Raw genomic sequence first — 26608 nt, 5'->3', positions numbered from 1 at the left:
CCACAGTCCCCGGGGAGTATTCCCTGGGGACTTTGTGATGGATAGGCTAGACACGTGGAATTGATTCTTTCCTTTGCCGCCGGCGTGGTGGCCTGCGGGCTGGCGCTGCCAGCGATTTCTTGGCTGCGCGGGCGCATTGCGCGCTACCGCCAAGCCACCGATGCCGAGGCCAACCAAGTCACGACGGTCAGCCAGGTGCTGCACTTGGCCGTGCAAGGCTCGCCGACGGCCCTGGCGGTGCTGGACCGCAACCAAGAAATCGTCATGTCCAATCCCGCCGCCCATGAGATGTCCCTGGTGCATGATCGCGCCGTGAACCCGGACGTGTGGCAGACCGCGCAGGAGGTCTTCGAGGACAAGGAGACCCGCACCGTCGACCTGGCCATTCCCAAGCGCCGCACAGGCCACCGTGTCACCCAGTTCAAGGCGGTCATTAAGCCGCTGACGCTTAACGACGGCCGCTTTGTCATCATCTATGGCACCGATGAGAGCGAAAACGTCCGCATGGAATCCGCCCGCCGCGACTTTGTGGCAAACGTCTCCCACGAGCTCAAGACCCCCGTCGGCGGCATTGCCTTGCTGGCCGAGGCCCTGCTCCAAGACCCCGGCGACCAAGAGACCGTGGAGTACTTTGGCAACAAGGTCTACAAGGAAGCCAACCGCATGGCCGATATGGTCAGCGAGCTTATTTCCTTGTCCAAGCTGCAAGGCGCCGAGGCGCTGCCAGAGATGGAACCGCTAGCCGTCGATGACCTCATCGAGGAAGCGCTCTCGCGCAACCAACTGGCTGCGGAGGCTCGCTCCATCGAGCTCAACCGGGGCGCCTCCGTCGGCGTGCAGGTCAAAGGAGATAGGTCCCTGCTGGTTACCGCACTGTCTAACCTCGTCTCCAACGCGATTAACTATTCGCCGGAGAAGATGCCGGTATCGGTCTCCCAAAAAGTGGTGGATGGCGGGGTCGTGCTCATCCGTGTTACGGACCGCGGAATCGGTATCGCACCGGATGATCAAAAGCGCGTCTTCGAGCGCTTCTTCCGCGTAGACCAAGCCCGGTCGCGGCAGACCGGAGGCACTGGCCTAGGATTAGCAATTGTTAAACACGTGGTGGCCAACCATGGCGGCAACATCAAACTGTGGTCCCGGCCCGGTACGGGTTCTACATTCACCATCGAATTGCCCATCTACAGGGAAGAAAAGCCAGCGCAGGATGCTGGCATGAAGGATAATGAGAAAAGGGATGCCGTCGACGCGGCGGCGCCTGGGCTCCCGCGTGCAGTAGCACGCGTTGCAGCACGTCGAAAGGATAAAGCACAATGACCACCATCCTCATCGTTGAAGATGAAGAGTCGCTGGCAGATCCGCTGGCATTCCTCCTCCGCAAGGAGGGCTTCGAGCCGATCATCGCGCACGATGGCCCCACCGCGCTGGAAAAGTTTGCCGCTAACGACATCGATATCGTCCTTCTAGACCTCATGCTGCCCGGCATGTCCGGCACCGAGGTATGCAAGCAGCTGCGCACCACCTCTTCCGTGCCGGTCATCATGGTGACCGCACGTGATTCCGAGATCGACAAGGTCGTCGGCCTTGAGCTCGGCGCTGATGATTACGTGACCAAGCCTTATTCCTCCCGCGAGCTCATCGCCCGCATCCGCGCGGTCCTGCGCCGCGGCCACGATTCCGGCTCGGGCGCCGATACCGAGGCGGAGGAAGAAGTAGCCGAGCAGATCCTCGAGGGCGGCCGCGTCAAGATGGACGTGGAACGCCACACCGTTACCGTCGCGGGCGAGCCGGTTTCCATGCCCCTCAAGGAATTCGACCTCCTGGAGTACCTGCTGCGCAACGCCGGCCGCGTACTAACCCGCGGCCAGCTCATTGATCGCATCTGGGGCGCCGATTATGTTGGCGACACCAAGACGCTCGATGTTCACGTCAAGCGCCTGCGCTCTAAGATCGAGGAGCAGCCTTCCCGTCCGAAGCACCTGGTTACGGTGCGCGGCCTGGGCTATAAATTCGAGCTCTAGCTCTCCGCCTGCTGGTTTCCTGCCTGTAGGCTCCCGGCCTTCACGCTGGCCGGATGCTGTGTGAGCTGGACGCCGTGCTCGGCCGCCGCGGCGCGTGCCTTGCAGTGCGCGGCCAGAATCTCATAGGACTCTCGGCCCATGAGCGCTACCAGCTCGTCCTCGTGCGATTGCCACATCGGCAGCGGGTTGGCGTGGCAGGCGGCATCGGCCGAACAATACCAATCAAAGTCCTCGCCGCCATTGCCCCAACCGCGGCGGTCATACTCGCCGATCTGCGTGCGCAAAATCTCCTGCCCATCCGGGCGCTCTTCATAGTCTTCGTATCGGCGCAGCGGTAGCTGCCAGCACACCTCGGGTTTTACCACCGTGAGCTCCTCGCCGGTATCGACAGCCCACTGGTGCAGCGCGCAGCCCGTTCCCGTAGCCCAGCCGGCGCGGTTGGCAAAAATGCACGCGCCGTCCACTATGGGTGTCTTCAGCGCCGGTTCCGGTTCGCCGTCCTCGCCATCGAGCTCGTCCCACTCTAGCCATGGCTCCAACTCGTCCGTAGCGTCCTGCGCGAGGAACTCATCTACCCCCGCTGGGCGCAGCTGCCAATACTTGGCGGGCATGCGCGAGACGGCGTCGTAAAGCTGGTCGCGGTCTTCCTCATCGGCCATATAGGCGCCATGCACGCAGCAGCCCACGTCGGGCTGGCTCTTATCGATGCCCCGGCATGCCGACGTCCCAAATTGGCAGCTGTAGTGCGATTCCACCCATGTTAGGTCGATGGAAAAGACGTGGTGTGGGTCGTTTGGGTTGGTAAATTCGAACCACTCCCGCGGGAAATCAGGGGCCTCTTCGCGGCCCGCTCTTATCGACGCCGCCGCGGGCGAGCTCGCGGGAAAACCTAGGTATACCGTGTCAGATTTTGGGCGATTCACACCTAACCACGGTAGACCTACTACGCTATTAGTGTGCGATTAGGTGTATTAGATGTCGGAAGCAATACCGTCCACCTCGTTGCGGTCGATGCCGCGACGGGCGGGCGGCCCACTCCGATGAGTGATTGGAAGACCCCGCTCCGGCTGGTAGAACAGCTGGACAAAAAGGGCAACATCCAAGAAAAGGGTGTAAAGAAGCTGGTCAGCGCCGTAGCCGAGGCGAGCGAGCTGGGCGATAAGTTGGGCTGCGCTGAATTTATCGCCTTTGCTACCTCGGCGGTGCGCTCCGCGCATAATTCGGAGGCCGTGCTCGATGAGGTGGAAAAGCAGACCGGCGTACGCCTGCAGATTCTCTCCGGCGTGGAAGAAGCCCAGCTGACCTTCCTCTCCGCACGCCGCTGGTACGGCTGGTCCGCCGGTCGTATTACCAACCTGGACATCGGCGGCGGCTCGCTAGAGCTGTCCACCGGTACCGACGAGCACCCCGACCTCGCCTTCTCCCTCGACCTGGGCGCTGGCCGGTTGACCCATAACTGGTTCGACACCGACCCACCGGAGAAAAAGAAGGTAAGTGCGCTGCGCGATTATATCGATGCGGAGCTCGAAGACGTTGCCCAGCAGATGAAGGCCATGGGCCCCGCTGGCCTCGCCGTGGGTACCTCCAAAACCTTCCGTACGCTGGCGCGCCTGACCGGTTCCGCCCCGTCGTCTGCCGGCCCATACGTCAAGCGCACGTTGACTGCACCGGGTCTGCGCCAGTTGATTTCCTTCATCTCTCGCATGACTGCGGCAGACAGAGCGGACCTAGAAGGTGTAAGTTCTAACCGATCGCACCAAATTGTTGCCGGCGCTCTAGTGGCCGAGGCATCCATGCGAGCCTTGGACATTGAGAAGCTGGAAATCTGCCCGTGGGCGCTGCGTGAGGGCGTCATTTTGCGCCGGACCGACAAGGGATTGGAATAGGAAGAGATCATGGCTGACAAGAAGAAGTTGACCGTGGCAGAGCTGCTGGCTCGCGATAAAAAAGCCCGCGGCGAGAAGGGCGGCAAGGGCGACAAGCGTTCGCGCCGCCACCGCCGCAGTCTCGATGAAGGCGGCATTTCCGTTGCCGAGCTAACCGGCAACCTTAAGAAGGTCGAGGCTTCGCCTGCCGAGGCCAAGCACACCTCCGTCTCCATCGACGAGGATGCTCCCGTCATCCGCGCCCCCAAGGCCGCTGACGCGACCGATTCCGGCTCCGCAAAGAAGTCCGCCGACAAGCCTGCAGCCAAGGCTGCCGCAAAGCCTGCTGCGTCCGCCCCGTCGGCTGCACAGTCCACCGCAAAGAAGCCTGCCGCTGCCGGCGCGGTACAGGAGGCGGCGAAGAAGAAGCAGCCTTCTGCCGATGACACCGCAGTAATCCAGCGCGTGGATAAGGCGAAGGCGGACGACGCCAAGCCTGCCGCGGCGAAGGCAACTGCAGCCAAGCCCGCAGCGGAGAAGCCGGCCGCAGACAAGACCAGCGCGGACAAAGCTAGCGCCGCGAAGCCCGTTGCTGAAAAGCCGAAGGCCGACAAGGACGCGAAGGCAGCCGGAGCGGGAGCTGCGACAGCTGGTGCTGGAGCGGCCGCTGCAGCGTCGGTGCCGGCGTCGAAGAAGGCGGGCGTCGCTAAGGATGCCGAGGAAACCGGCAACCTGCCCAAGGTCGAGGACGACGAAGAATGGATCGAGGAAGAGCACGAGAAGCTCAACCCAGTTTCCATCCTGCTGATGATTGTCGCGGGCATCCTGCTGGCGATTGTCATCTTCAAGGGCTTTGAGATTCTGTGGGATAGCTTCCCGCGCCTTGTCGTCGCCATCCTCGCGCTGTGCGTCACCGCGATTATGGTGGGCGTGACGCACGCCCTGCGCACCGCGCGCGATGGATTCTCCATGTTCCTGGCCGGCTTTACCGGCCTTATCCTGACCTTCGGCCCGCTGCTGTTGGTCATGCTCTAAGCCCCCGCTTGTCGACGCCCCGGTTACTCCACACGGTAGCCGGGGTTCCGCATTTTTGGCATGGTGGAGACTATGACAAAGATTGCAATTTTAGGCGGCGGACAAATCGGTGAGGCTTTGACCTCGGGACTCGTGGCATCGGGTTTTACGGGCTCGGATATCACGGTCACCAATCGCACCGAATCCCGCAGCAAGGAACTCAAAGAGACTTATGGCGTCAACGTCACCAGCGATAATGCGGCGGCGGTGGACGGCGCGGACTATATCTTCGCGTGTGTGAAGCCCTACGCCATCCTGGACCTGCTCGAAGGCCTTGAGACGGCCAAGGACGCCGTGGTCGTGTCCATGGCCGCGGGCCTGACCCTAGAGCAGCTGCAGGGTGCGGCGGGCGAAGGCGTGCCGGTGGTGCGCGTTATGCCTAATACCCCCATGTTGGTGCGTCGCGGCATGTGCACCTGCGCGGCCGGTGAGCACGTGAGCGACGCTCAGATGGACGGCGTGCGCGAGCTGCTCGAGGCCGTGGGCGAGGTGGCGGTCATTCCGGAGAAGAATATCGATGCCGCCACCGCGCTGGCGGGCTCCTCCCCGGCTTATTTCTTCCTCGTGGCAGAGGCGCTTGTCGATGCCGGCGTGCAGCTCGGCCTTCCCCGCGACGTCGCCGAGAAGCTTGCCGCCCAAGCCGCAGCCGGCTCTGGTGAGATGCTAGCTAGCTCCGGCCGCTCGGCCACCCAGCTGCGCGCTGGCGTAACCTCGCCGGGCGGCACCACTGCGGCCGCCGTCCGCGAGCTGGAGGAGTCCGGCCTTCGCGGCGCGTTCTACCGCGCGGCAGAGGCTTGCTCTGATAAGGCCAAGGAGCTCGGCTAGCGCCTCCGTGTGCGACCTCCCCGTGGTGGGGGTGTACCCACCCGGGAGTGTTGGGGCGGGTGTTAAGCAGCGCTTTTAGGGGAAACCCTAATGAATGCTGTGAAAAAATTTGGCACTTGGGTCGCATTAGTCACATGTTTCACGATAGGCTAGGGCAAGCACGTGCGTGAAGTCCTGTGGGAGGGGAAGCCTACAGCGCGTAACGAGCTGAAGGGTTAGATATATATGGCAAATGAAGAAAAGGGAACCTTTCTGACGATCGCGGAGGTCGCCGAGATTATGCGCGTCTCCAAAATGACCGTCTACCGTTTGGTTCACGCAGGCGAAATGCCGGCTGTTCGCGTCGGACGCTCCTTCCGCGTTCACGAGTCTGCCGTCAACGAGTACCTAGAGGCTTCCGTCTACGGAGCCTAAGCTCGCGCCGCACAGACAGCGCCCACCTCTGTTGGCCTTCGAGGTCAGCGGTGGTGGGCGCTGTTGTTTCGCATAGGCCCTTTTTGGTCACGGGCTGGGTGCTGGGTAAGATGGTGTGCATTCGTGTCGGCTCGCTGATGTGGCCCGCGGTCCGTGTGGCCACGGCGGCAAGAGTGCACCTTCGCCGTTTTAGCGCTGACAAGTTTGACAGTACGTACTACACGAAAGTGAGGACTCCATGGGTTCCGTCATTAAGAAGCGCCGCAAGCGCATGTCCAAGAAGAAGCACCGCAAGATGCTGCGCCGCACCCGCGTGCAGCGCCGTAAGCTGGGCAAGTAAACCCCAGCCCGCTTCTTACCCTCCGCCATTGTGCGGAGGGTTTTTGCATGCTTGCCGACGTCCCCCAGCGCCCTCTATCGCCCTCGCTACCGCCGGTAGTAGCGCCAGCCGCCATAGGAAAAGGCGGCGGTGGCCAACGCCGGCAGACCATAGGTGCGGATGGCGCGGCGCACGGAGCGATAGTCGCGCACGAGCCAGCCGCGGTCGCCGGCGATATCGCGCAGTTTGCGGTCTGGGTTGATGGCCACGGCGGTGCCGACCATAGACAGCATGGGCACGTCGTTGGCGGAATCCGAATACGCGGTGCAGCGCGAGAGGTCGAGGCCTTCGATGGTCGCGAGCGCGGCCACGGCGTGCTTTTTGCCGGGCCCGTGGAGGATATCGCCGACCAGCCGGCCGGTGAACTTGCCGTCTTTGACCTCCGCGACGGTGCCGAGCGCGCCGGTAAATCCGAAGCGCCGGGCGAGCACCTGCGCTAGCTGGACCGGTGTGGCGGTGACCAACCACACCTGCTGGCCGGCGGCTAGGTGCATCTCCGCCAGCTGTGTGGTGCCGGGGTAGGCGCGGCGGGCCAGCGAGGCGTCTACAATCTCCTCGCAAAGCTCTACCAGTTCGTCGACGCTGCGGCCTTTGACAAACTCCAGCGCCTGCGCACGGCCGGCGGCCACGTCCTTGGCATTTTCGCTGCCGGAGACGCGGAACTTGAGCTGCTTCCACGCAATCGGCAGGATTTCAGAAAGCCGGAAGTAGCGCCTGCGCGCCAAGCCAAAGGCGAATTCCACGAGGGAAGAGCCTTGGATGAGGGTGTTGTCGACGTCGAAAAACGCTGCCGCGCCCACATCCACCGGTACGTCTGGGTCTTGGGCGGTGATGCGTTGTGCACCGGCCGCGTCATAGGAGCCGGTGACCGAGTCCACGCCGGAGGCGAAATCCTCCAACTCCAGCCCGAATTCCTCCAGCGCCGCGGCGGCCGCGGCTTCACCGGCGGTGCGCTGCGATTCCTCGTCCAGCGGGGCGAGCGCTTGGGTCTCCAAGAAATTACGCAGGTTACCGCGCGAGGCGGTCCAATTGGCCAAGAAGTCGCGGGGGGATTCGGGGAACCCTGGGGGAGTGGTAGCGGACACGAGTGAGACAAACAGCTTTCGCAAACGCGGGGTGGACTAACGTGTCCATAGTAATGGTTTCGACCGCCGCCGTCCTTGTGAGGAGAATATGTCCCAGCATCTCGTCGAGCTTATGGTACGCACCACCTGCGGTTCTTGCGCGCGCGTGAGGGAGCAAATCACCCCCGTCATCAAGCGGGCAGGCGCGGAGCTTGCTGTGCGTAACGTGGATGAGGACGCGGAGCTGGCCATGGAGTTCGGTGACCGCGTGCCCGTTGTGGTCATCGACGGCGAAGAGTTTGCCTGCTGGGAAGTAGACAACGAGGAGTTAGCGGCCGAGCTGGCCGGTTGATTCGGGATCCGCGACACCGACGGGTAGTCTTTTGGAGGATTAAAATCAATCAAAGGGTTGAGGAGTGTTGTGCATGAGCGTGCTCGTCGTGGGCATGTCCCACCAGTCGGCGCCGGTGGCGCTGCTGGAGAAGCTGAGCATGGATAGTGCGGTCCAGGATTCCGCCTGCGGGCAACTCGTGGCGGCTGAGCCGCTTTCAGAGGCCATGATTATCTCCACCTGCAACCGCATGGAGGTCTACACCGTCACCAACTCCTTCCACGCCGGCGTGCAAGAAGTCGTGCGCGTGCTCACCCAGGTTTCCGGCGTGGGTGAGCAGGAGCTGCGCAACTACCTCTACGTGCGCTATGCCGACGCCGCGGCCGAGCACCTGATGTCCGTGACCTCCGGCCTGGATTCCATGGTGGTGGGCGAGCAGCAGATCATCGGCCAGGTGCGCAGCGCCTACCAGTCCGCCTCGGAGCAGGGCACGGTCGGCCCGCGCATCCACGCGCTGGCGCAGGCCGCGCTGCGGGCCGGCAAGCGCGTCCACTCCGAGACCGATATCGACGAGGCCGGCGCCTCCATGGTGTCCTTCGCCTTCGATCAGGCCCTGCAGCGCCTCAACGCCGAAGACCTGACCGGCAAGACCGCGCTGGTCCTTGGCGCGGGCGCCATGGCATCCCTCGCCGCCACCCACGCCGGCCGGCTGGGTGTCAAAGAGCTGGTGTTGGCCAACCGCACCCGCGAGCGCGCCGAGCGCCTGGCCAGCCACGCCGAGGAGGCGGGCGTTGCCACCCGCGTCGTGGACTTTGCTGAGCGCGCCGCCGCGCTTTCCGACGTCGACCTGGCCATCTCCGCCACCGGCGCCGAGAACTTCACCATCGCGGCCACCGACATTCCTGCCGGCCGCGATCTCATGCTCATCGATCTTTCCCTGCCGCGCGATATCGACGATGCCGCCGCCGCGGCCGAGGGCGTGGATCTGGTCAATATCGAGCGCTTGAGTAAGTCGCTCTCGGCCGCCTCCACCGATCTCGCGGCCGGTACCAGCCCGCACGCGCAGGCCCGTCACATCGTCGACGAAGAACTCGCGGCCTATACCTCAGCCCAGCGCGTGCGCGACGTCGCCCCGGCCGTAAGCGCCCTGCACCGCCGCGCGGCCGATCTCGTCGAGTGCGAAGCCGCGCGCCTGCAACACAAGCACCCCGAACTCGCGGGCAAGCAACTTGAGGACGTCCAGCGCGCCCTTAAGCGCGTGGCCGATAAACTGCTGCATGAACCGACGGTGCGGGCGAAGAAGCTGGCGGCGTCGGAAAGCAGTGTCAGCAGCGAAAACGCCCTGCAGGAACTCTTTGGCCTGCAGCTGGAAGGCTCCGGCGTGTCCGTGGCCGTCAATGAATTGCCCACCATGACTAAGGAGGCCTAAATGTTTCAGATTGGTACCCGCGGCTCCAAGCTCGCCACCACCCAGGCGGGCCATGTGCGCGATTGGCTTATCGACGCCGGCTTTGACTCCCAGCTCCACATCGTCACGACCGCCGGCGACGTCAACATGGCGCCGGTCGAGCGCATCGGCGTCGGCGTATTTACCCAGGCGCTGCGCGAGGCGCTCTATGCCGGTGAATGCGATATTGCCGTGCACTCGTTTAAGGACCTGCCCACCGCGCCCGATGATCGCTTCCGCCTCGTCGTGCCGCAGCGTCAGGATTCCCGCGAGGCGCTCGTCGCCCGCGATGGCCTGAGCCTGGAGCAGCTGCCGCAGGGCGCGCGCGTGGGCACCTCCGCCCCGCGCCGCATCTCCCAGCTCGCCGCCCTCCGCCCGGACCTGGAGATTCGCCCGCTGCGCGGCAATATCGATACCCGCATGTCCAAGGTCGCCGACGGCGAGCTCGACGCCGTCCTACTGGCCTGCGCCGGCCTGCTGCGCGGCGGCTATGCGGACCGCGCCACCGAAATCTTTGAGCCTACCGTCTTCATGCCGGCGCCGGCCCAAGGCGCACTCGCCATCGAGGCCGTGGCCGGCACTGAGGCCGCCGCGGCCCTAGACGCCATTGTCGACGACCGCGCCTCGGCCGCCGCTGCTGGTGAGCGCGCCGTGCTGGCCCGCCTCGAGGCCGGCTGCACCGCGCCGGTGGCCGCCACCTCGCGCTGGGACGGCGACGAGCTCACCGTGCGCGGCGGCGTCTTCGCGCTCGACGGATCCCGCCAGCTCACCGCCACCGCTTCCGGCTCCGCGGCCGAAGCCGCCGATCTTGGCGCGCGCATCTCGGACGAGCTTTTCGCCGGTGGCGCGGCCGAGCTGCTGGGCAAGTAATTTCGCCTTTAGGCGCTAATAATTTAAGGTGTAGATACCACAGATCATTGTCCCGCAATGATCCGGCCCCCTTTAAGGGCATCCCAGGACGCAAGGCCTGGGATTTTGGCCGTTAAGACCGTGTCACCCACCGCCGGCGCGGGGAAGCACACCGCATGCGATCATGTCCGTGCGCGGTGCCGCGCGCCCGATTTTAGAAAAGAACTTTATGAGCAATGCCGCGCCAGACACCCAATTGGGCAAGATCGTCTTTGTGGGCGCTGGTCCAGGTAATCCCGACCTGCTGACCGTGCGCGCCCGCGAGGTTCTGGCAAATAGTGCCATCGCCGTGACCGATCCGCAGGTCATGCAGGGCGTGCGCGATGCCGTCGCCGCCGCGCTGCCCGTTCCGCAAGAGCTTCTCGACGCCGCCGAGGCCGAATACGCCCAAATGTGCGCCGATGCCAAGGCCAAGGGCGCGCGCCGCAAACCGCCGCGCCCCGCGCCGCCAACGGCCGCGGTGTTGTACGAGCCGGCCGCAGATATCGTCGCCCAGCTGCGCGAGTGCTTGGTCGAGGCCGATGGCGAGGACGTCATCCGCCTGGTCACCGGCAACCCACTGCACCGCGAGTCCATCAAGGCGGAGATCAACGCCGTGGCGTCTGCCGGCCTGGAATTCCAGGTAGTGCCGGGTATGTCCCTGCCGTCTACCGTGCCGTCCTTTGCCGGCATTGCGCTCGGCTCGACCTATACCGAGGCCGACGTAACCGACGGCGCCGATTGGGACGCGCTGGCCAATGCCACCCAGCCCATCGTCCTGCAGGCCACCAAGGAGGACCTGCCGGTCATCTCCGATGAGCTGCAGCAGCGCGGCATGCCGGCCGAGACCGAAGCATTCGTCACCGTCCACGGCACCACCCGCCTGCAGCGCACCTATGAGACCACACTGGGCACCATGGGCAAGCTGGACGCTGACCTCACCGGCCCGCTCGTGGTCACCCTCGGCCGCAGCATCGACGACCGCACCAAATACTCCTGGTGGGAAAACCGCCCGCTCTATGGTTGGCGCGTGCTCGTCCCGCGCACCAAGGAACAAGCCGGCCCGATGTCCGCGCGCCTGGCCGGCTACGGCGCCATCCCGCAAAACGTGCCCACCATCTCCATCGAGCCGCCGCGCAACCCGGCGCAGATGGACCGCGCCATCAAGGGCATCGTCGAGGGCCGCTATAAGTGGATCGTCTTCACCTCCGTCAACGCCGTGACCGCGGTATGGGAGAAGATCGCCCAACTCGGTCTCGACGCCCGCGATTTCGCCGGCGTCCACCTTGCGGCCGTGGGCACCAAAACCGCGGCCGCCATCCGCGCCAAGGGCATGGTTCCGGAGCTTTTGCCACACAAGAAGAAGCAGAACGCCGAGGGCCTGCTCGATGTCTTCCCCAACTTTGTGGAAGATATCGACGCCGTCGGCCGCGTCCTGCTCCCGCGCGCCGATATCGCGGCCGATACCCTAGTTGACGGGCTCAAGGCCCTCGACTGGGAAGTCGATGACGTCGTGGCCTACCGCACCGTCCGCGCCGCCCCGCCCTCGGCCGAAATCCGCGACATGATCAAGACCGGCGGCTTCGACGCCGTCGCCTTCACCTCCGGGTCCACCGTGCGCAATCTGGTGGGCATTGCGGGCAAACCGCACCAGCGGACGATCATTGCGTGTATCGGGCCGTCGGCAAGAGCGGCCGCGGAAGAGATGGGGCTGCGCGTCGATGTGGTGCCCGAAGTCGCCGATGTGCCCGCGCTTGTCGACGCCCTCGCAGACCACGTCGCCGCCCTCCGCGCCGCCGGAAACCTGCCCGCGCCGCGCAAGAAACGCCGCTCGCGCAAGAAGGCTACTAAGGTCGACAAGGCATAAGTTTTAGTCTCGCTCTAAGGAGTACCCAATGAGCACCTTCCCAGCCCGCCGCCCACGCCGCCTGCGCACCACCCCGCAGATGCGCAACCTCGTGGCCGAAACCGAAGTCCGCCCCTCGGACCTGATTCTGCCCATGTTCATCGTGGACGGCCTCGACGCCCCGCGCGAGATTCCCTCCATGCCGGGCGTCTACCAGCACACTTTCGATTCCCTGCGCCGCGCGGCCGAGGAGGCGCTGGAGGCCGGCGTGCCGTGCATCGACCTTTTCGGCGTGCCGCTCGATGAGGACAAGGATGAGACCGGCTCCGTCGCCTGGGACCCCCAGGGCATTTTGAACCGCGGTATTTCCTGCCTGCACGAGGAATTCGGCGATGACCTCATCGTTATGGCCGATACCTGCCTGGACGAATTCACCTCCCACGGCCACTGCGGCGTACTGGATGACAAGGGCCGCGTGCTTAACGACGAATCCGTCAAGCTCTACCAAGACATGGCCCGCTCCCAAGCCCGCGCCGGCGCCCAGATCGTCTCCCCGTCCGGCATGATGGACGGCCAGGTTGCCGCCATCCGCGCTGACCTCGACGAGGCCGGCCACGAGGACGTGGCCATCATGGCTTATTCCGCCAAGTACGCCTCCGCCTTCTTCGGCCCGTTCCGCGACGCTGTCGGTTCCTCCCTCGAGGGCGACCGCCGCACCTATCAGCAGGACCCGCGCAACTTCCGCGAATCCCTGCTCGAAGCCGAGCTCGACATCGAAGAGGGCGCGGACTTCGTCATGGTCAAGCCCGGTCTGCCCTACTTGGACGTGCTCTCGGCCGTGGCGGAGACTTCTCCCGTGCCGGTCGCGGTCTACCAGGTCTCCGGTGAGTACGCGATGGTCAAGGCCGCGGCCGCCAACGGGTGGATCGACGGCGAGGCCATCATGCTCGAGTCGCTGACCGCATTCAAGCGCGCCGGCGCCGGCCAGATTCTGACCTACTTCGCTACCGAAGCCGCCCGCCTTCTCAAGTAAAGGACCCCTGTGACTGCTACGCCCCCGTCGCCCGCCCCTGCCCCTCGCACGCAACGCCCGCCGCAGCAGCAGCGGCCGGAGTCCGTGACGTACATGCTGTGGCTGTGGCTGGGCGCGCTATGCGGCGAGGCCGTGCACCAGGTGCTCAACGTGGTGCTCACGCTGCTCAACCACGACGTACTCATGTCACAGGCCAAGGAGATGGCCAAGTCCGCACCGGCCGGCGTGGATGAAGCCCAGCTTTCCGACGCCTTCCTCCGCACCGCCGCCTACGGTTCCGTCGCTCTTTCGGCTGCCATTTCCTTGGCGATTATCGTGCTGTTGGCCTTCCTGTTGCGGTCCCTTGCTAACCGCAGCAAGCGGGCCGGCACCTCGCGCCGCGTGTGGTTCGCTTTTTCGATCTACTTCGGATTTCGCATTCTGCTGACCTTCATGGTCACCCCAGCCGGCGCGGACGTGCCCGATTGGCTCTTTGCCGCCGATGGCATGGTGCAAATTCTCGTCGGCGTCGCGGCGGTGCTCGGCCTGATTTTCTCCGTGCGGGCCGATACCTTGGATTACACCGGCGAGCTCGAGCAGATGCGCGAGCTGGAAAAAGAACTCGAGCGAGCGCAGCGCGAGAAGAAGCGCGCCGAGGAAGAGCGCAAGCGTTCCAAGGGCGACCAGCGCAGCAAGCGCGACAGCAGCAAGCGCGATCGCACTGACCACACCAACCGCACCGACCGTGCTGACCGGACCGACCGGGAGGATGAGCGATGAGCAATACCGAGCGGCCCGGGCCCCGGGACTATAACCGGGCGGACCGAAACTCCTCCGCCAACCAAAACCTCGACGCATGGCCGCGGCCCCTGCGTTGGGCATATTGGGTGCTCGTCGTCAGCGCCGTGATCATGCTGGTGAGCGGCATGGTGGGCATCTTCGGCTCGGGCGGGCCACAGGCCGAGCCGCAGAATGCGCAGGTCGCGGAGTACCTCCATTCCAATCGCCTGTTTGTCGCGGTGACCAATGCCGTCGGCGCCATCCTGCTTGCGCTCTTCGCGGCGCAGCTGGCCGGCGGGTCCAAGTGGGCGCGCCGCATCATTACCGTGGTCATCGCATTCGCGCTTTTTACCAATATCGCCGCTCTCGCACTCGGCATCGGCGGACTCGGGCTGCTGATTATCCCCATCACCTTGCTCGTCGCCCTCGCGCTGCTTTTCCAGCCGCAGTCCAACCGCTTCATCAAGGACCGCAGCTTGCGTGGCTAATTAGCCCTCACTCCAACTTTTGATTCATAATTGGGGCATGTCTCGAACACATCGTGCCCCGCTTATCGACGCCGCCCTCGGCCGCACCCCCTCCCGCCCCCCAGTCTGGTTCATGCGCCAGGCCGGCCGCTCGCTGCCGGAGTACCGCGCCGCCCGCGAGGGGATTAGCATGCTCGATTCCTGCTTCATGCCGGAGCTGCTGGCCGAGATTACACTGCAGCCGGTGCGCCGCCACGACGTCGACGCCGCCATTTTATTCTCCGATATCGTCGTCCCGCTTAAGGCCGCGGGCGTCAAGGTCGATATCGCGCCGGGGCGTGGGCCGGTGATGGAAAAAGCGGTGAGGAGTAGGGAGGACGTCGGCAAGCTGCCGCTGCTGGAGACTGACGTCCCCGAAGTTAACGAAGGTATCGCCCGCATCCTGGCCGAGCTTAGCGAAACCCAAGCGCTCATTGGCTTTGTTGGCGCGCCGTTCACGCTGGCCAGCTACCTCATTGAGGGCGGGCCATCCAAGAACCACGAGCGCACCAAGGCCCTCATGCATGCAGAACCGGAGACCTGGCACATGCTCATGCGCCGCCTAGTTCCGACCATCACCCGCTTCCTGCAGGTGCAGGTCGATGCCGGCATTGATGCCATGCAGCTTTTCGATTCCTGGGCCGGCTACCTCAATGAGCGCGACTACCGCGAGTTCGTGCTTCCGTACTCGCGGGAAATCCTGGCCGGAGTGGAGATTCCACGCATTCACTTCGGCGTCGGCACCGGCGAGCTGCTGCCGGCCATGTCGGAGGCGGGGTCGGAAGTTATGGGCGTCGATTATCGCGTGCCGATGGACGCCGCGGCCGAGCGGGTGAGTGCCCGCGTGCTGCAGGGCAACCTCGACCCGGCCATGCTTTTTGCCGGCGACGACGCCGTGCGCCAGGCCGTGCGCACCATCCGCGGCGAGGTCGATCGGGCCCGCGAGCGCGGCGATATCGACGGCCATATTTGGAACCTTGGCCATGGGGTCTTGCCAACTACCGACGCGGACGCCATCACCCGCGCCGTATCCATCATTCACGAGGAGGGCTAAATGCGTATTGCGATTATTGGTGCCGGTCTGGCGGGCTTGACGGCCGCCTACGAGCTGCGCGACCACGACGTTGAGGTTTTTGAGGCAGCCGGCCGTATCGGCGGCAAGCTGTACTCCGTGCCGTTTAATGACGGCCCGACCGACATGGGTGCCGAGGCCTTCCTGGCCCGCCGCCACGATGCCGTCGAATTTATCGAATCCCTCGGCCTAGGCGGGAGCTTGGTCGAGCCCTCCGGCCTGCACTCGCTGGTGTACTCCGGCGAGCTTAAGCCGCTGCCGCGCGGCGGGATGATGGGCATTCCTTCGCACTCGGAGCCGGTCGCACACTTGGTCTCGGCCGAGACCGCGCGTCGCATCGATAACGAGGAGCCTTTCGAGTGGACGGCCGGCAGCGACGTCTCCGTCGGCCGCCTGGTGCGCCAGCAGTTTGGCGACGACCTCGTCGACCACGTTATCTCCGCCCTCCTCGGCGGCGTGTACTCCTGCTCGGCCGATGACCTGGGTTTGCGCGCGACCATCCCAGCGCTGGCCGAGACCCTCGACGCGCTCTCCGAGCGCGGCCCGGTCACCCTCTCGGCCGCGGTTCGCTCGTTGGAAGAGGCCCGCGCGGCCAAGCCGAGCAGCGGCGGACCCGTCTTTCAGACCTTCCGCGGCGGCTACGCAGAACTCTACGAGGCGCTGGCCGATAAATCCCGTGCCAAGATCTACCTCGATACCTTCATCTCGGGCATCACTCGCGAGGGCGAGAAATTCCGCTTGGCCGGCGCACCCGGCGATACCGCCCCCTTTGACCGCGTGCTGGTGGCCACCCCGGCCCCGACCGCAGCGCGCCTGCTGCCCAAGGTGTCCCCGCGGGCGGCGGAGCGGTTGAAGAGCGTGAAGCTAGCGGCGTCGGCAGTCGTGGGCCTGAAATTCGACTCTGACACGGACCCGGCCGGCAACGCATTGCCGCAGAACTCTGGCATCCTCGTGGCCACTGACCAAGACGACGTTCACGCCAAGGCATTCACGCTGTCCTCGCGCAAGTGGCCGCACTTGGCAGAGCGCGGCGGGGCTCTCGTGCGCGCCTCTTTCGGCCGCTTTGGCGATGACGCCATCGTCCGCGCCGAGGAAGATGACCTCGTCGACTATGCCCTCGACGACCTCCAGCGACTCACCGGCTTCGACGGCCGCGCCGCGGGCGTTGCCGAGATTTTCACCCAGCGCTGGTTCGGCGGCCTGCCGCGCTTTGATGCCGGCCACCTGGAAACCGTGGCCGGTGCGCGCGGTGCCCTCGCGGCGACGCCGGGTATCGACGCCACCGGCGCCTGGGCCGGCGGGGTTGGGGTGCCAAATGTTATCGCGGACGCCCGCGCTGCTGCGGCCCGCATCGCTCGCTAATTGCGGAGCTCGCTAGCTGCGGGCATGCCAATGCGGCAGCAGGGCGTCCTGCTGCCTGGCGGTTGCGGGGCTACTGCTGCGATGGCGGCGATGGTGCGGTGTGAGCCCAGGGCGGCTGCCACACCACGCGGCCTCGGCGTCGAACGAGGCGCCCGCGCACCGGTGGGGCATTCGGGTCATCGTCGTTGACGCCGTTGTGGTATGGGCAACAGGTCGCGAGGTTTGCCATATTGGTATCGCCGCCGTGTCGCCACGCCTGCAAGTGGTGTACCTGGCATTTATCCGCCGGATAGTTGCATTCGACCCACGGGCATACCGGATTTTCGGCAGCAGCCATGAGCCGTTGCTTTTCACTGGCCATGCGCTCCGTACGGTAGAGATTGACCGCGCCCTCGAAGGGGTGAACGAGGGTGATAAGCCCGCGCTCTGCCAGCGTGCGCGAAACGAGTTCCGCGCCGGTGAGGCGGGCGCCGTTGGTGAGCTGGATGGTGATTTCCTCGCCGTCGCCATCGATGATGCGGTCAAGCTCGTCGAGCGTGATAATTGCATTCGTCGTAATGGTCGGACGGGTGGCTGGGGCGGCGCCGGAAGGGGAGAAGAGCTCCGCAACGGAATCGAGAGGCGCGTCCTCGTCCAGGCTGGATTCCAAATCCGCGATGAGTGAAGAGGGCCCGGTAATCGCGAGGGTCCATGGCGCGTCCTTGCGGCGGCGGATGCGCACACCGGGGCGCGGCGGGGCTGGGGGATTGAGCTGGCGCAGCTTCTTGCGCGCCAGCTTTTCCATCTCATCGGTATCGGCGGCAGTGCGGCACAGCTCCACGCGCAGACGCCAGGCATCGCGCTTGGTCTTAGCGCGGGATGCGTAGCGCTCGATAACCTCCAGCGTGGGTAGCGGGTGGGCGCGGTCGCGCGCGGCGGTAACCGCCTGGCGTTGCTGGCGGGTGAAGGAGGTGGGGGCAAAGAGGGCGTCGGCAAGCGTGAGCAAAGTGCGGGCCGTCTTATTGGGCGCACCGGCGGCGCGCAGCTGGTCTTCAGACATGCCGGCGCACCCGGCAACGATGTCGATGCCAGGAGCCAGGGCCGCAAGATAAGTCTGAAGAGCTGTCATGCCCCGCAGCCTAAGCCACGGCGCGCAACCCGCGCGAGGGCGAGCGCGCGAACCTGTGGATAACTAGGGCCCAAAGGGCGAATTTCGGCCCGCACGCCCGGTGGGCCTGTGGATAACTAGCCCTTATTGCGGAAGACGAAGATGGAGGAGAAGTCCTGATTGCCGTGGCCCATGGCTTGCATTTCCTCGAAGCGGCTGATGGCGGCGGTCAGGGCGGGCAGCGGCTTGGTGGAGGTCATCTCCATGAGCTTGGCGTCCTTGGCCAGGGCGTCGACGGTGAAATCGCCCGGGTCGGTATTGCGCTCGCCGGTGATAAACGGCGCCTTCATATTGACGATGAAGGACAGGCCGGTGATATCGAGCATCTGCAGCACCACCTCGGAGTCCAGGCCCTCGGACTCGCCGAGCTGCAGGGCTTCGAGCAGGCCCTCGGCGGTGACGGCGAGCGCGAGGTTTGCCAGCAGCTTTCCGATGGCCGCCGTGGCCGCCGCCTCCACTCCGATGAGCTTGTCTTCGCCTGCCCAGGACTCGGCGAGGGACATGGCTTGCTCACGGCGGGCGTCGTTAGGCGTGCCCACATAGACACCGAGCTTGCCCTCGCGGGCCGGGCCAAGCGTGCCGACGACCGGGGCGTGGACGTAGGTTTCCACGGCGGCGGCGAACTCGCGGGCATCGTTGGGCGAGACGGTGGTGGTATCGATCCAGGTCACGCCGGCGGGGATGAGCTGCGGCTCGACGACGACCTCGCGGACATCGTCAGGCCCGAAGAGCGAGGTAATAATGACCTCGGCGTTCGCTACGGCCTCGGTGGGCGAGGTGGCGAGCTCGGCGCCTTCCTCCACCAGCGGCTGGGCGCGCTCGGCGGTGCGGTTCCAGACGGTCAATTCGATGCCGCCTTGCTCATTGAGCAGGCGGCGGGCTAGTTCGGTTCCCATGCGGCCAGTTCCAAGAAATGCAATCCTCATGCTTTCCCAGTGTGCCATCATTGGGTGCAGGCTCGCTGCCTTTCGTGCGGGCCCCGGACGAGGGAGCCGTACCCGGCGACGCGAAAAGACGGCCAGGAAGCAGCTATGGCGTGGTTCATCTTGATTTTCTCCGGCGCATTCGAGGCCGTGTGGGCGGCGGCGCTGGATAAGTCCGCAGGTTTCACTCGCCTGTGGCCCTTGCTCATTTTCCTCGTGGCTTGCGCGATTTCCATGGGCGGGTTGGCCTGGGCGATGCGCAGCATCCCGGTGGGCACGGCCTATGCGGTGTGGGCGGGCGTTGGTGCGTCGGTGGCGGTTATCTATTCCTTCGCCGCCGGACACGAGGCCGCCACGGCGTGGAAGGTGTTATTCCTCGCCATGATCATCGGCGGTATCGTGGGGCTGAAAGCGGTGAGCTAGAGGCCCGGAATGCGCGGCGCGGGCGGCAGCGGCAACTCCGGCGGGGCGGGCGCAGGCACGGCGGGCACGGCCGGCACATCAGGCACCGCGTCGTCGATGCGCCCGCGGACCTCGTGCGGCGGGATATTCAGGTTCGGCAGGCCGCTTTTGTCCCGTGCAGGTGGGCGTGGGGCCGGCGCCGCAGGTTGCGGACGCGGGGCGGGCGCTGGCGCTGGTGCGGGCGCGGGACGCTGCTGTGGCGCGGGCGCCGGGCCAGGACGCGAACCAGGTCCGGACGCAGGAGCAGGCGCCTTGTCCGACGAGGCGGGCTGCTCGGCCGACGGCGAAGGAGCGGCCGGATTGTCCTCCCGAGGAAGGTCGCGCGGGCGAGCGGGCGGGGTGGGGGCTGCCAGGAGGGGCGTCGGCAGGGGGTGGCACCCACCGTGGGCAGCGGCCGCTCGGACTCGGGATGGGCGCAGCCGGCGAGGCAGAAAGCGGCCAGAATAGCGAAAATGAGAGTGCGCTGCATTGAAAATCCCCCCGAATTGAAACGTGCAACGCCCCGAAGTTTAGCGGCTGACTGTGAATCGCGCACTCCAACTTTTGTATAGCGCGCGAATCGCTAGAATGTCAGACATGCCTAATACTTCCCAGTCGCAACAGTGGTTTGAGCGTTCCTCCAAGGTGATTCCGGGCGGGGTGAACTCGCCGGTGCGCGCGTTTGGCTCCGTGGGTGGCCAGGCTCGCGTGATTGAGCGCGGTGCGGGCTCGCGCCTGTGGGATGCCGACGGCAACGAGTATGTTGACCTGGTCAGCTCCTATGGCCCGATGATTCACGGCAATGCGCACCCAGAGATTGTGGAGGCCGTGCAGCAGGCCGCGGCGGGTGGCTTGAGCTTTGGCTCGCCTACCGAGGGTGAGGCTTTGCTGGCGGAGGCCATTGTGTCGCGTACCGCGGCCGATAAGGTGCGCATGGTCAACTCCGGCACCGAGGCCACCATGTCTGCGGTGCGCTTGGCCCGCGGCTACACCGGCCGCGCCAAGGTGCTGAAGTTCGAGGGTTGCTACCACGGCCATGTGGATGCGCTGTTGGCCTCGGCCGGCTCCGGCGTGGCGACCTTTGCGCTGCCGGATTCCCCGGGCGTTACGGGCGCGACGGCGGCCGATACCATCGTCGTTCCTTATAACGATATCGAGGCCGTGCGCGAGGCATTTGCGCAGCACCCGGGCGAGATTGCCTGCATCATCGCGGAAGCCTCGGCCGGCAACATGGGCACCGTGGCACCAGAAGAAGGCTTCAACGCCGCGCTTGCCGACGTCGCCCATAGCGACGGCGCCCTCCTCATCCTCGACGAGGTCATGACCGGCTTCCGCACCTCCTATAAGGGCTGGTACGGCGTCGACGGCGTGGCGGCGGACCTGGTGACCTTCGGCAAGGTCGTCTCCGGCGGCCTGCCGGCCGCTGCCTTCGGCGGCCGCGCCGAGGTCATGGACTACCTCGCCCCAGACGGTCCAGTCTACCAGGCCGGCACGCTGTCCGGTAATCCGGTGGCCATGGCCTCCGGCCTGAAGTCTTTGGAGCTGGCCGATGAATCGCTCTACGAGCGCCTGCAGGCCAACGCGGACCGCTTGACCGGCATGATTTCTTCCGCGTTGTCGGCCGAGGGCGTAACGCACCACATCCAGCGGGCGTCTTCGATGTTCTCCATCCGCTTTGCCGAGGGCGAGGGCCGCAACTTTGCCGATATGCAGGCGGCCGAGACCTTCCGCTTCACCCCGTTCTTCCACGCCCTGCTGGATAACGGCATCTACGTCGCACCGAGCCCATTCGAGACCTGGTTTGTCTCGGATGCACTTACCGACGCCGACTTTGAACTCATCGAAGCCGCCCTCAAGCCCGCCGCGCAGGCCGCGGCCGCCGCGCGTCCCGCACATTAAGTCCCGCACACCAAGGAGAGACATGACACGCACCATCGTTCACCTCGTGCGCCACGGCGAGGTCCACAACCCGGAGAAGATCCTCTACGGGCGCATCCCGGGCTATCACCTGTCCTCGCGCGGGCATTCCATGGCGGCGCGCACCGCGGAGTCCTTCCGCGACCACGATGTGACCTACCTGGCGGCCTCGCCGCTGCAGCGCGCCCAGGAAACCGCGCGACCGATTGCGCAGGTAACGGGGCTAGACGTGGACGTCGATAAGACGCTCATCGAGTCCGGCAACCGCTTCGAGGGCCTGCGCACAAAAGGCCTGCGTTCCGCGCTGTGGAACCCGCGCCGCTGGCCGCTGCTGGTCAACCCGCTGGAGCCCTCGTGGGGCGAGCCCTATGAGCAGATTGCCGAGCGCATGCTGGGCTCCATCGAACGCGCCCGCACCGCCGCGGCCGGCCACGAGGCGATCTTGGTCAGCCACCAGCTGCCCATCGTGATGGTGCAGCGCACCGTGCTGGGCCAGCGCCTGCCGCACGCGCCGTGGAATCGCGAATGCGACCTGGCCTCGGTCACCTCGCTGCTTTTCGAGGATAACCAGGTCACCGATATCTTCTACTCCTCGCCGGCCCAGGAGATTTAATGGCACTACAACGCAAACGCGCGATCGGCGCGGTGCTGGCGGCGGCGGCCGTGGCGCTGCCGCTTGCCGGTTGCTCGCAGGATGCCGATAACGCGCAAAACGCGGTTGCTACCGGCGGCAACTTCGAGTTCATCACGCCCGGCGGCGAAAAGGTCATCAACTACGAGGAATCCGAGCGCAAGCCGCTGCGCACGTTCTCCGGCGAGGATGTGCGCGATATGGAAAAGACCATTTCCCTGGAGGACTATGAGGGCGAAATCGTCGTGCTCAACTCCTGGGGCCAGTGGTGCGCCCCGTGCCGCGCCGAGGCCGATGACCTCCAAGAGGTCCACTCTGAGCTACAGAAGCGGAAAATCGGCACTGTCTTGGGCATCAATGTGCGCGACTATAACCCGCAGGTGTCCAATGACTTCCTCGAAGATAACGGTCTGAAGTATCCCTCCATCTACGATCCACCGTTTAAGACCGCGGCGGCCCTGGGCGGCGTGCCCACCTCTGTGGTCCCGACCACCATCGTCTTGGACAAACAGCACCGCCCGGCTACGGTCTTTTTGCGGTCCATCACCGCTCAAGATGTGATGGACGTAGTGGACAAACTAGAAAAGGAATAAATGGACAACGCAGCGAGCATCGGCAACTCCTTTGCCGAGGCCGCGACCTCCGGCCCACTCATTCTGGGCCTGCTCGCGGCCGCCGTGGCGGGGCTGGTGAGCTTCGCCAGCCCGTGCGTGATCCCACTGGTGCCCGGCTATATTTCCTACCTAGCCGGCGTGGTGGGCGGCGAGGTTACGTTCGACGGTGAGTTGGGGGTGGGCGTCGGCAAGCGCAGGCAATGGGCCGTGGTGCTGGCTGCCGCCTTGTTCATCCTGGGCTTTACCGTGGTTTTCCTGCTGGCGACGGTCTCCGTATTCGGCGCGATTTCCGCGCTCCGGCTCAACGAGGAGACACTCATGCGCATCGGCGGCGGCGTGACCATCTTGATGGGTGTGGTTTTTCTCGGCGCGATCCCGGCGCTGCAAAAAGACACCCGCATGGCGCCGAAGCGCTGGACCACCTGGCTGGGCGCGCCGCTACTGGGCGGGATTTTCGCGCTGGGCTGGACGCCGTGCCTGGGCCCAACGCTGGCCGCCATTATTTCCGTATCGGCCGGCACCGAAGGCATGACGGCCGCGCGCGGCGTGCTGCTCATCATCTTCTATTGCCTGGGCTTGGGCCTGCCGTTCCTGCTGGTGGCGCTGGGCTCCGCGCGGGCAATGCGGTCGATTTCGTGGGCCCGCAAGCACTCGCATACCATCCAGATAATCGGCGGCGTGGCCATGATCCTCGTCGGCCTGGCCCTGGTAACCGGCCTGTGGGGCGAGTTTATTAGCCTCATCCGCCAGTGGACCGGCAACTTTGGCGCAACCCTGATTTAGGAGAGACGTGAAATATTTCCGCAAAGCCTGGCATTGGCTGACCAGCATGCGCACGGCGCTGGCGCTGCTTTTCTTGCTGGCGCTGGCCGCGATTCCCGGTTCCTTGCTGCCGCAGCGCGACCTCAACGAGCAGAACGTGCAGGACTTCATCGAGTCCAACGGCAACGTGGCGAAGATCTACGACAAGCTGCAGCTTTTCGACGTCTTTTCGTCCGTCTGGTTCCAGGCCATCTTCGTCCTCTTGGCCATTTCCCTGGTGGGCTGCATCCTGCCGCGCTCCTGGGATCACTATAAGGCGTGGAAGACCCCGCCAACGCGCGCGCCGAAGTACCTCCACAAGCTGCCGCTGGCGGCCGAGGGGCATTCGGACAAAAGCGAGGAAGAGCTATCCGCGGAAATTACAAAGCGCCTGAAGAAGTGGCGCGTGGCCGAGTACGCCCCAGAAGAAGACCGCGCCGGCGTGCATACCTTCTCCGCGGAGCGCGGCTACGGCCGCGAGCTGGCAAATCTCATTTTCCACGTGGCGCTGGTGGCCATCTTGGTTACCGTCGCTGCCGGCCGCTTGGTCAACTACGAGGGCCAGGTCATCGTGGTCACCGAGTCCGGCTCACAGGGCGGCGGCCAGACCCTGGACCAGTCCACGGAGTTCTGCAATACTTCCACGTCCAACTTCGACTCCTTCCGCGCCGGCCCGCTTTTCGACGGCACCGGTCTCCACCCCTTCTGTCTCATCGCCCATGACTTCGCGGCCGAATACCTGCCCAACGGCCAGGCGGAGATGTTTACCTCCAACGTTTCCTACGCGGAGGGCGAGGACATCTACAAGGATGACTCCGAGTGGAAGGACTACGAGCTCAAGGTCAACCACCCGCTGCGCTTGGCGCACAACCGCGTCTACTTGCAGGGCCACGGCTACGCGCCGACGGTAACGGTGGAATGGCCCAATGGCGAAAAGCGCACCCAGACCATTCAGTTCCAGCCGAATGACACGACCTTCTTCTTGTCCTCCGGCGCGATGCGCTTCGACCCACCGGCCGGCATGCACCCGGATCTCTATGACCGCCGCCAGAACCAGATCGCCATCCAGGGCCTCTTCGCGCCCACGGCCGAATGGGCCGGCGAGAACGGCAAGCTGCTCCAGTCCGCATACCCGGGCCTGCAGGATCCGGCGATGGCCATCGATATCTACCGCGGCGATGCCGGCCTGGACACCGGCACCCCGCAATCCTTCTTCTCACTGGACCCGAACCTGGTACAGTCCGGCCAGCTGCAAAAGATCGACCGCGTGAACCTCAACCAAGGCGAGGACGTCACCCTAGACGATGGCACGAAGATCATCTTCGACGGCGCCAGCGAGTTCGCCAACTACCAGGTCTCTTATGATCCTTTCCAGAAGTGGGTGCTGGCCTCCGCGCTGGTGATGCTCATTTCCTTGGTGGGATCGCTAGTGATTAAGCGCCGCCGCGTCTACATCCGCCTGCGGCCGAACGCGGCCGGCGGCACCGACGTGGAAATGGGCGGCCTCGCCCGCACCGACCGCGCCGGCTGGTCCGAGGAGTTCCACGAGCTGCACCGCGCGCTGCTGGAGCTGCCGGACCCAGACGAGGTCGAAGAAGACGAACTTTATACCGACGATTAGCGCCCCGGCCCGATCCAACAAAAGTTGGATTGGGCCGTTTCGCTGAGTAAGGTAATCAGCACTTATCCCGCACGTGTGAAGGCTAGGAGCATTCATGCAGATCGATCAGAATCTGTCTAATTTCTCGGATATCGCGGTGCAGACCGCCTTTGTGGTGTACTGCGTCGCGCTCTTTTTGTCGCTGTTTTACTACGGCCGCATGCAGGGCATCATCGAGGGCCGCCGCGCCGTGAAGTCTGAGGCCGCGAAGGTCTTGGTGGGGGCGGGCGCTGGGGGCGTCGACAAGCACAGCTATGCCGGCGAGGTTGCCCAGTCCTCTTCCGGAATCACGGCCGATGAGCTGCAGGAAAAGGAGCGCAAGGCCGATAAGCTCGGCGGCATGACCAGCGCGCTGATGTGGGTGGGCATTGCCCTGCACGCCGCGGCGATTGTGCTGCGCGGCCTGGCCACCGGCCGCTTCCCATTTGGCAACCTGTACGAATACGTGCTGATGGTGAGCTTCGGTGTGCTGCTGGTGGGCAATATGGCCATGCAGCGCAAGGAATGGCGCACCGTGTGGCCGTGGCTGCTCACCCCGGTGCTCGCACTGATGTTTTATGGTTCCACCAAGCTCTATGCCGAGTCCGCCCCGGTGGTCCCGGCGCTGCAGTCGCACTGGCTGCCCATCCACGTCACCGTGGTTTCTTTGGGCGCGTCCATCGGTATTATCTCCGGCATTGTCTCGCTGCTGACTCTTTTGCGTATGGCACAGCCAAAGCATGCCGAGCATGGCCTCCTCGGTGCTGTAGCCCGCCCGTTGCCTTCTGCCGCGAAGATTGACCAGCTGGCCTACCGCCTGGCAGTTATCACCCTGCCGACCTTGGGTCTGGGCATCATCTTGGGTGCCATCTGGGCCGAGTCCGCTTGGGGCCGCTTCTGGGGCTGGGACCCGAAGGAGACTGTGTCTTTTGCTACCTGGATCCTGTATGCCGCTTACCTGCACGCGCGTGCGACGCCGGCTTTCCGCAAGGCGGCGCCGTGGATCAACGTCATGGCGATGGCGCTGATGGTCTTCAACCTGTTCTTTATCAATATGGTCGTCTCCGGCCTGCACTCCTATGCAGGGCTGAACTAGATGGCGGAGCATACGAGCCCGCGCCATAAGCAGGGCAAGCCGGCCGGCGATAATGCCGTGATTTTGGGCCTTGGCGCCCAATTTGCCGAGCGGCGCCGCGAGTTGGGCATTTTGCAGCAGCAGCTTGCCGACGCCGCCGGTATCTCCCGCTCCACCCTCCACACCATCGAGCACGGTGGTGTGGGCGTGCGGTGGGAAAAGATTACCGCCGTGGCCGAGGCCCTCGGCTTGGAGATGCGCTTCGTGCCGAAGGATTCCTAGTCCTTGTCGCCGTCGGTGCCGCGATTGCGGCGCTGGCGGCGTTTTTCTTCTTCTGCCTCCTGTGCGCGGCGCTGCTTGAAGCGCTCCTTTTCTAAGTTCCAGAGGAATTCCTCGTCATCGTCGGGGCCTTTGATAGCGCGGGGTTGTTCCACCTCGTGCTTTTTCCATGTCGAGGGCCCGAAGGCCTTCCAGACGAGGTAGGCGGCGAGAACAAAGAGGAGTAGCAGGATGATTCGGCCCATGCGTGCGATT

Annotated in this window: 29 protein-coding genes and 1 riboswitch; of the genes, 24 read left to right on the top strand and 5 right to left on the bottom strand. The window is 64.8% G+C overall.

The genetic code is table 11. The features are described from left to right. The first annotated feature begins 54 nt into the window (after positions 1 to 54). Positions 55 to 1317: a cell wall metabolism sensor histidine kinase WalK gene (locus LG376_RS02280; protein WP_225746039.1), complete on the top strand. Its 1263-nt coding sequence runs from the start codon at positions 55 to 57 to the stop codon at positions 1315 to 1317. Then, positions 1314 to 2021, top strand: coding sequence for a response regulator transcription factor (locus LG376_RS02275; protein ID WP_198492446.1), 708 nt, complete (start codon positions 1314 to 1316; stop codon positions 2019 to 2021). Before LG376_RS02280 ends, LG376_RS02275 begins: the two co-directional genes overlap by 4 nt. On the opposite strand, the gene LG376_RS02270 is transcribed toward LG376_RS02275, so the two are convergent. Continuing rightward, a complete protein-coding gene (locus LG376_RS02270) occupies positions 2018 to 2944 on the bottom strand; it encodes a hypothetical protein (RefSeq protein ID WP_225746038.1) in 927 nt (308 codons plus the stop codon). The two genes, LG376_RS02275 and LG376_RS02270, sit on opposite strands and share 4 nt — an antisense overlap. Before the next feature lie 33 nt (positions 2945 to 2977). Between LG376_RS02270 and LG376_RS02265 the strand changes: the two genes are divergently transcribed. The 5 genes from LG376_RS02265 to LG376_RS02245 all read left to right on the top strand — a co-directional run bounded on the left by LG376_RS02265 (position 2978) and on the right by LG376_RS02245 (position 6539). After that, entirely contained in the window at positions 2978 to 3907 is a 930-nt protein-coding gene (locus LG376_RS02265) for a Ppx/GppA phosphatase family protein (protein WP_225746037.1), read from the top strand. 9 nt (positions 3908 to 3916) lie between these two features. Next, a complete protein-coding gene (locus LG376_RS02260) occupies positions 3917 to 4921 on the top strand; it encodes a tripartite tricarboxylate transporter TctB family protein (protein WP_225746036.1) in 1005 nt (334 codons plus the stop codon). A gap of 72 nt (positions 4922 to 4993) precedes the next feature. Beyond that, positions 4994 to 5785, top strand: a complete 792-nt coding sequence (gene proC / locus LG376_RS02255; RefSeq protein WP_225746035.1) for a pyrroline-5-carboxylate reductase — start codon at positions 4994 to 4996, stop codon at positions 5783 to 5785. Between the two features lie 225 nt (positions 5786 to 6010). Further along, entirely contained in the window at positions 6011 to 6199 is a 189-nt protein-coding gene (locus LG376_RS02250) for a helix-turn-helix domain-containing protein (protein ID WP_005276651.1), read from the top strand. 238 nt (positions 6200 to 6437) lie between these two features. Then, a complete protein-coding gene (locus tag LG376_RS02245; protein WP_003855542.1) occupies positions 6438 to 6539 on the top strand; it encodes a 30S ribosomal protein bS22 in 102 nt (33 codons plus the stop codon). A gap of 86 nt (positions 6540 to 6625) precedes the next feature. On the opposite strand, the gene LG376_RS02240 is transcribed toward LG376_RS02245, so the two are convergent. After that, on the bottom strand, positions 6626 to 7663 hold the full coding sequence (locus LG376_RS02240) for an HAD family phosphatase (RefSeq protein WP_193393094.1): 1038 nt from the start codon (positions 7661 to 7663) through the stop codon (positions 6626 to 6628). 88 nt (positions 7664 to 7751) lie between these two features. On the opposite strand from LG376_RS02240, the gene LG376_RS02235 reads away from it, so the two are divergent. The 9 genes from LG376_RS02235 (at position 7752) to LG376_RS02195 (ending at position 16886) form a co-directional block, all read left to right on the top strand. Further along, positions 7752 to 7994 (top strand): glutaredoxin family protein, encoded by a 243-nt coding sequence (locus LG376_RS02235; protein WP_049377845.1) that lies wholly within the window; start codon positions 7752 to 7754, stop codon positions 7992 to 7994. Positions 7995 to 8067: 73 nt separating this feature from the next. Continuing rightward, positions 8068 to 9402 (top strand): glutamyl-tRNA reductase, encoded by a 1335-nt coding sequence (locus LG376_RS02230; RefSeq protein ID WP_225746034.1) that lies wholly within the window; start codon positions 8068 to 8070, stop codon positions 9400 to 9402. Then, positions 9403 to 10290, top strand: coding sequence for a hydroxymethylbilane synthase (hemC, locus tag LG376_RS02225; protein ID WP_049377847.1), 888 nt, complete (start codon positions 9403 to 9405; stop codon positions 10288 to 10290). Positions 10291 to 10498: 208 nt separating this feature from the next. Then, positions 10499 to 12175 carry a uroporphyrinogen-III synthase gene (locus LG376_RS02220; RefSeq protein ID WP_225746033.1) on the top strand — a complete coding sequence of 559 codons (1677 nt, stop codon included), beginning with the start codon at positions 10499 to 10501 and terminating at the stop codon, positions 12173 to 12175. 28 nt (positions 12176 to 12203) lie between these two features. Further along, complete coding sequence (hemB, locus tag LG376_RS02215) at positions 12204 to 13187, top strand: porphobilinogen synthase (protein ID WP_225746032.1); 984 nt, start codon at positions 12204 to 12206, stop codon at positions 13185 to 13187. A 9-nt stretch (positions 13188 to 13196) separates the two neighbouring features. Continuing rightward, a complete protein-coding gene (locus LG376_RS02210; protein ID WP_225746031.1) occupies positions 13197 to 13946 on the top strand; it encodes a hypothetical protein in 750 nt (249 codons plus the stop codon). After that, entirely contained in the window at positions 13943 to 14434 is a 492-nt protein-coding gene (locus LG376_RS02205; RefSeq protein WP_225746030.1) for a tellurium resistance protein TerC, read from the top strand. The genes LG376_RS02210 and LG376_RS02205 overlap by 4 nt, the downstream gene beginning before the upstream one ends. Positions 14435 to 14471: 37 nt before the next feature. Then, on the top strand, positions 14472 to 15506 hold the full coding sequence (gene hemE, locus LG376_RS02200) for a uroporphyrinogen decarboxylase (RefSeq protein ID WP_225746029.1): 1035 nt from the start codon (positions 14472 to 14474) through the stop codon (positions 15504 to 15506). Then, entirely contained in the window at positions 15507 to 16886 is a 1380-nt protein-coding gene (locus LG376_RS02195; protein ID WP_225746028.1) for a protoporphyrinogen oxidase, read from the top strand. Positions 16887 to 16956: 70 nt separating this feature from the next. Here LG376_RS02195 and LG376_RS02190 read toward each other — a convergent pair whose 3' ends face one another. Continuing rightward, the gene (locus LG376_RS02190; RefSeq protein ID WP_225746027.1) at positions 16957 to 17994 is read right to left on the bottom strand and encodes an HNH endonuclease signature motif containing protein; all 1038 of its coding nucleotides are present in this window, start codon (positions 17992 to 17994) and stop codon (positions 16957 to 16959) included. Between the two features lie 116 nt (positions 17995 to 18110). Next, the gene (locus LG376_RS02185) at positions 18111 to 18959 is read right to left on the bottom strand and encodes an NAD(P)-dependent oxidoreductase (protein ID WP_225746026.1); all 849 of its coding nucleotides are present in this window, start codon (positions 18957 to 18959) and stop codon (positions 18111 to 18113) included. 26 nt (positions 18960 to 18985) lie between these two features. Then, positions 18986 to 19056, top strand: a riboswitch (guanidine-III (ykkC-III) riboswitch). An 8-nt stretch (positions 19057 to 19064) separates the two neighbouring features. Here LG376_RS02185 and LG376_RS02180 point away from each other — a divergent pair. The 8 genes from LG376_RS02180 to LG376_RS02140 all read left to right on the top strand — a co-directional run bounded on the left by LG376_RS02180 (position 19065) and on the right by LG376_RS02140 (position 26356). Then, the gene (locus LG376_RS02180; RefSeq protein ID WP_225746025.1) at positions 19065 to 19379 is read left to right on the top strand and encodes a multidrug efflux SMR transporter; all 315 of its coding nucleotides are present in this window, start codon (positions 19065 to 19067) and stop codon (positions 19377 to 19379) included. 606 nt (positions 19380 to 19985) lie between these two features. Then, positions 19986 to 21296: a glutamate-1-semialdehyde 2,1-aminomutase gene (gene hemL / locus LG376_RS02170; RefSeq protein WP_225746024.1), complete on the top strand. Its 1311-nt coding sequence runs from the start codon at positions 19986 to 19988 to the stop codon at positions 21294 to 21296. Between the two features lie 22 nt (positions 21297 to 21318). Continuing rightward, positions 21319 to 21927 (top strand): histidine phosphatase family protein, encoded by a 609-nt coding sequence (locus LG376_RS02165; protein WP_005327918.1) that lies wholly within the window; start codon positions 21319 to 21321, stop codon positions 21925 to 21927. Next, on the top strand, positions 21927 to 22538 hold the full coding sequence (locus LG376_RS02160; RefSeq protein WP_049377859.1) for a TlpA disulfide reductase family protein: 612 nt from the start codon (positions 21927 to 21929) through the stop codon (positions 22536 to 22538). Before LG376_RS02165 ends, LG376_RS02160 begins: the two co-directional genes overlap by 1 nt. Further along, entirely contained in the window at positions 22539 to 23342 is an 804-nt protein-coding gene (locus LG376_RS02155) for a cytochrome c biogenesis CcdA family protein (RefSeq protein WP_049377860.1), read from the top strand. A gap of 7 nt (positions 23343 to 23349) precedes the next feature. Further along, a complete protein-coding gene (locus LG376_RS02150) occupies positions 23350 to 24981 on the top strand; it encodes a cytochrome c biogenesis protein ResB (protein ID WP_225746023.1) in 1632 nt (543 codons plus the stop codon). Between the two features lie 94 nt (positions 24982 to 25075). Then, positions 25076 to 26095, top strand: coding sequence for a c-type cytochrome biogenesis protein CcsB (gene ccsB / locus LG376_RS02145; protein ID WP_049377862.1), 1020 nt, complete (start codon positions 25076 to 25078; stop codon positions 26093 to 26095). Beyond that, complete coding sequence (locus LG376_RS02140; RefSeq protein WP_049377863.1) at positions 26096 to 26356, top strand: helix-turn-helix domain-containing protein; 261 nt, start codon at positions 26096 to 26098, stop codon at positions 26354 to 26356. Here LG376_RS02140 and LG376_RS02135 read toward each other — a convergent pair. Further along, on the bottom strand, positions 26353 to 26598 hold the full coding sequence (locus LG376_RS02135; RefSeq protein ID WP_049377864.1) for a hypothetical protein: 246 nt from the start codon (positions 26596 to 26598) through the stop codon (positions 26353 to 26355). The two genes, LG376_RS02140 and LG376_RS02135, sit on opposite strands and share 4 nt — an antisense overlap. Positions 26599 to 26608: the final 10 nt, after the last annotated feature.

The sequence above is a fragment of the Corynebacterium sp. Marseille-P4611 genome (genome assembly GCF_916618765.1).
In the GTDB taxonomy this organism is placed as follows: domain Bacteria; phylum Actinomycetota; class Actinomycetes; order Mycobacteriales; family Mycobacteriaceae; genus Corynebacterium; species Corynebacterium marquesiae.
Note: the sequence above shows the minus strand (reverse complement) of the source record. Positions and strands in the feature narration are given on the sequence as shown.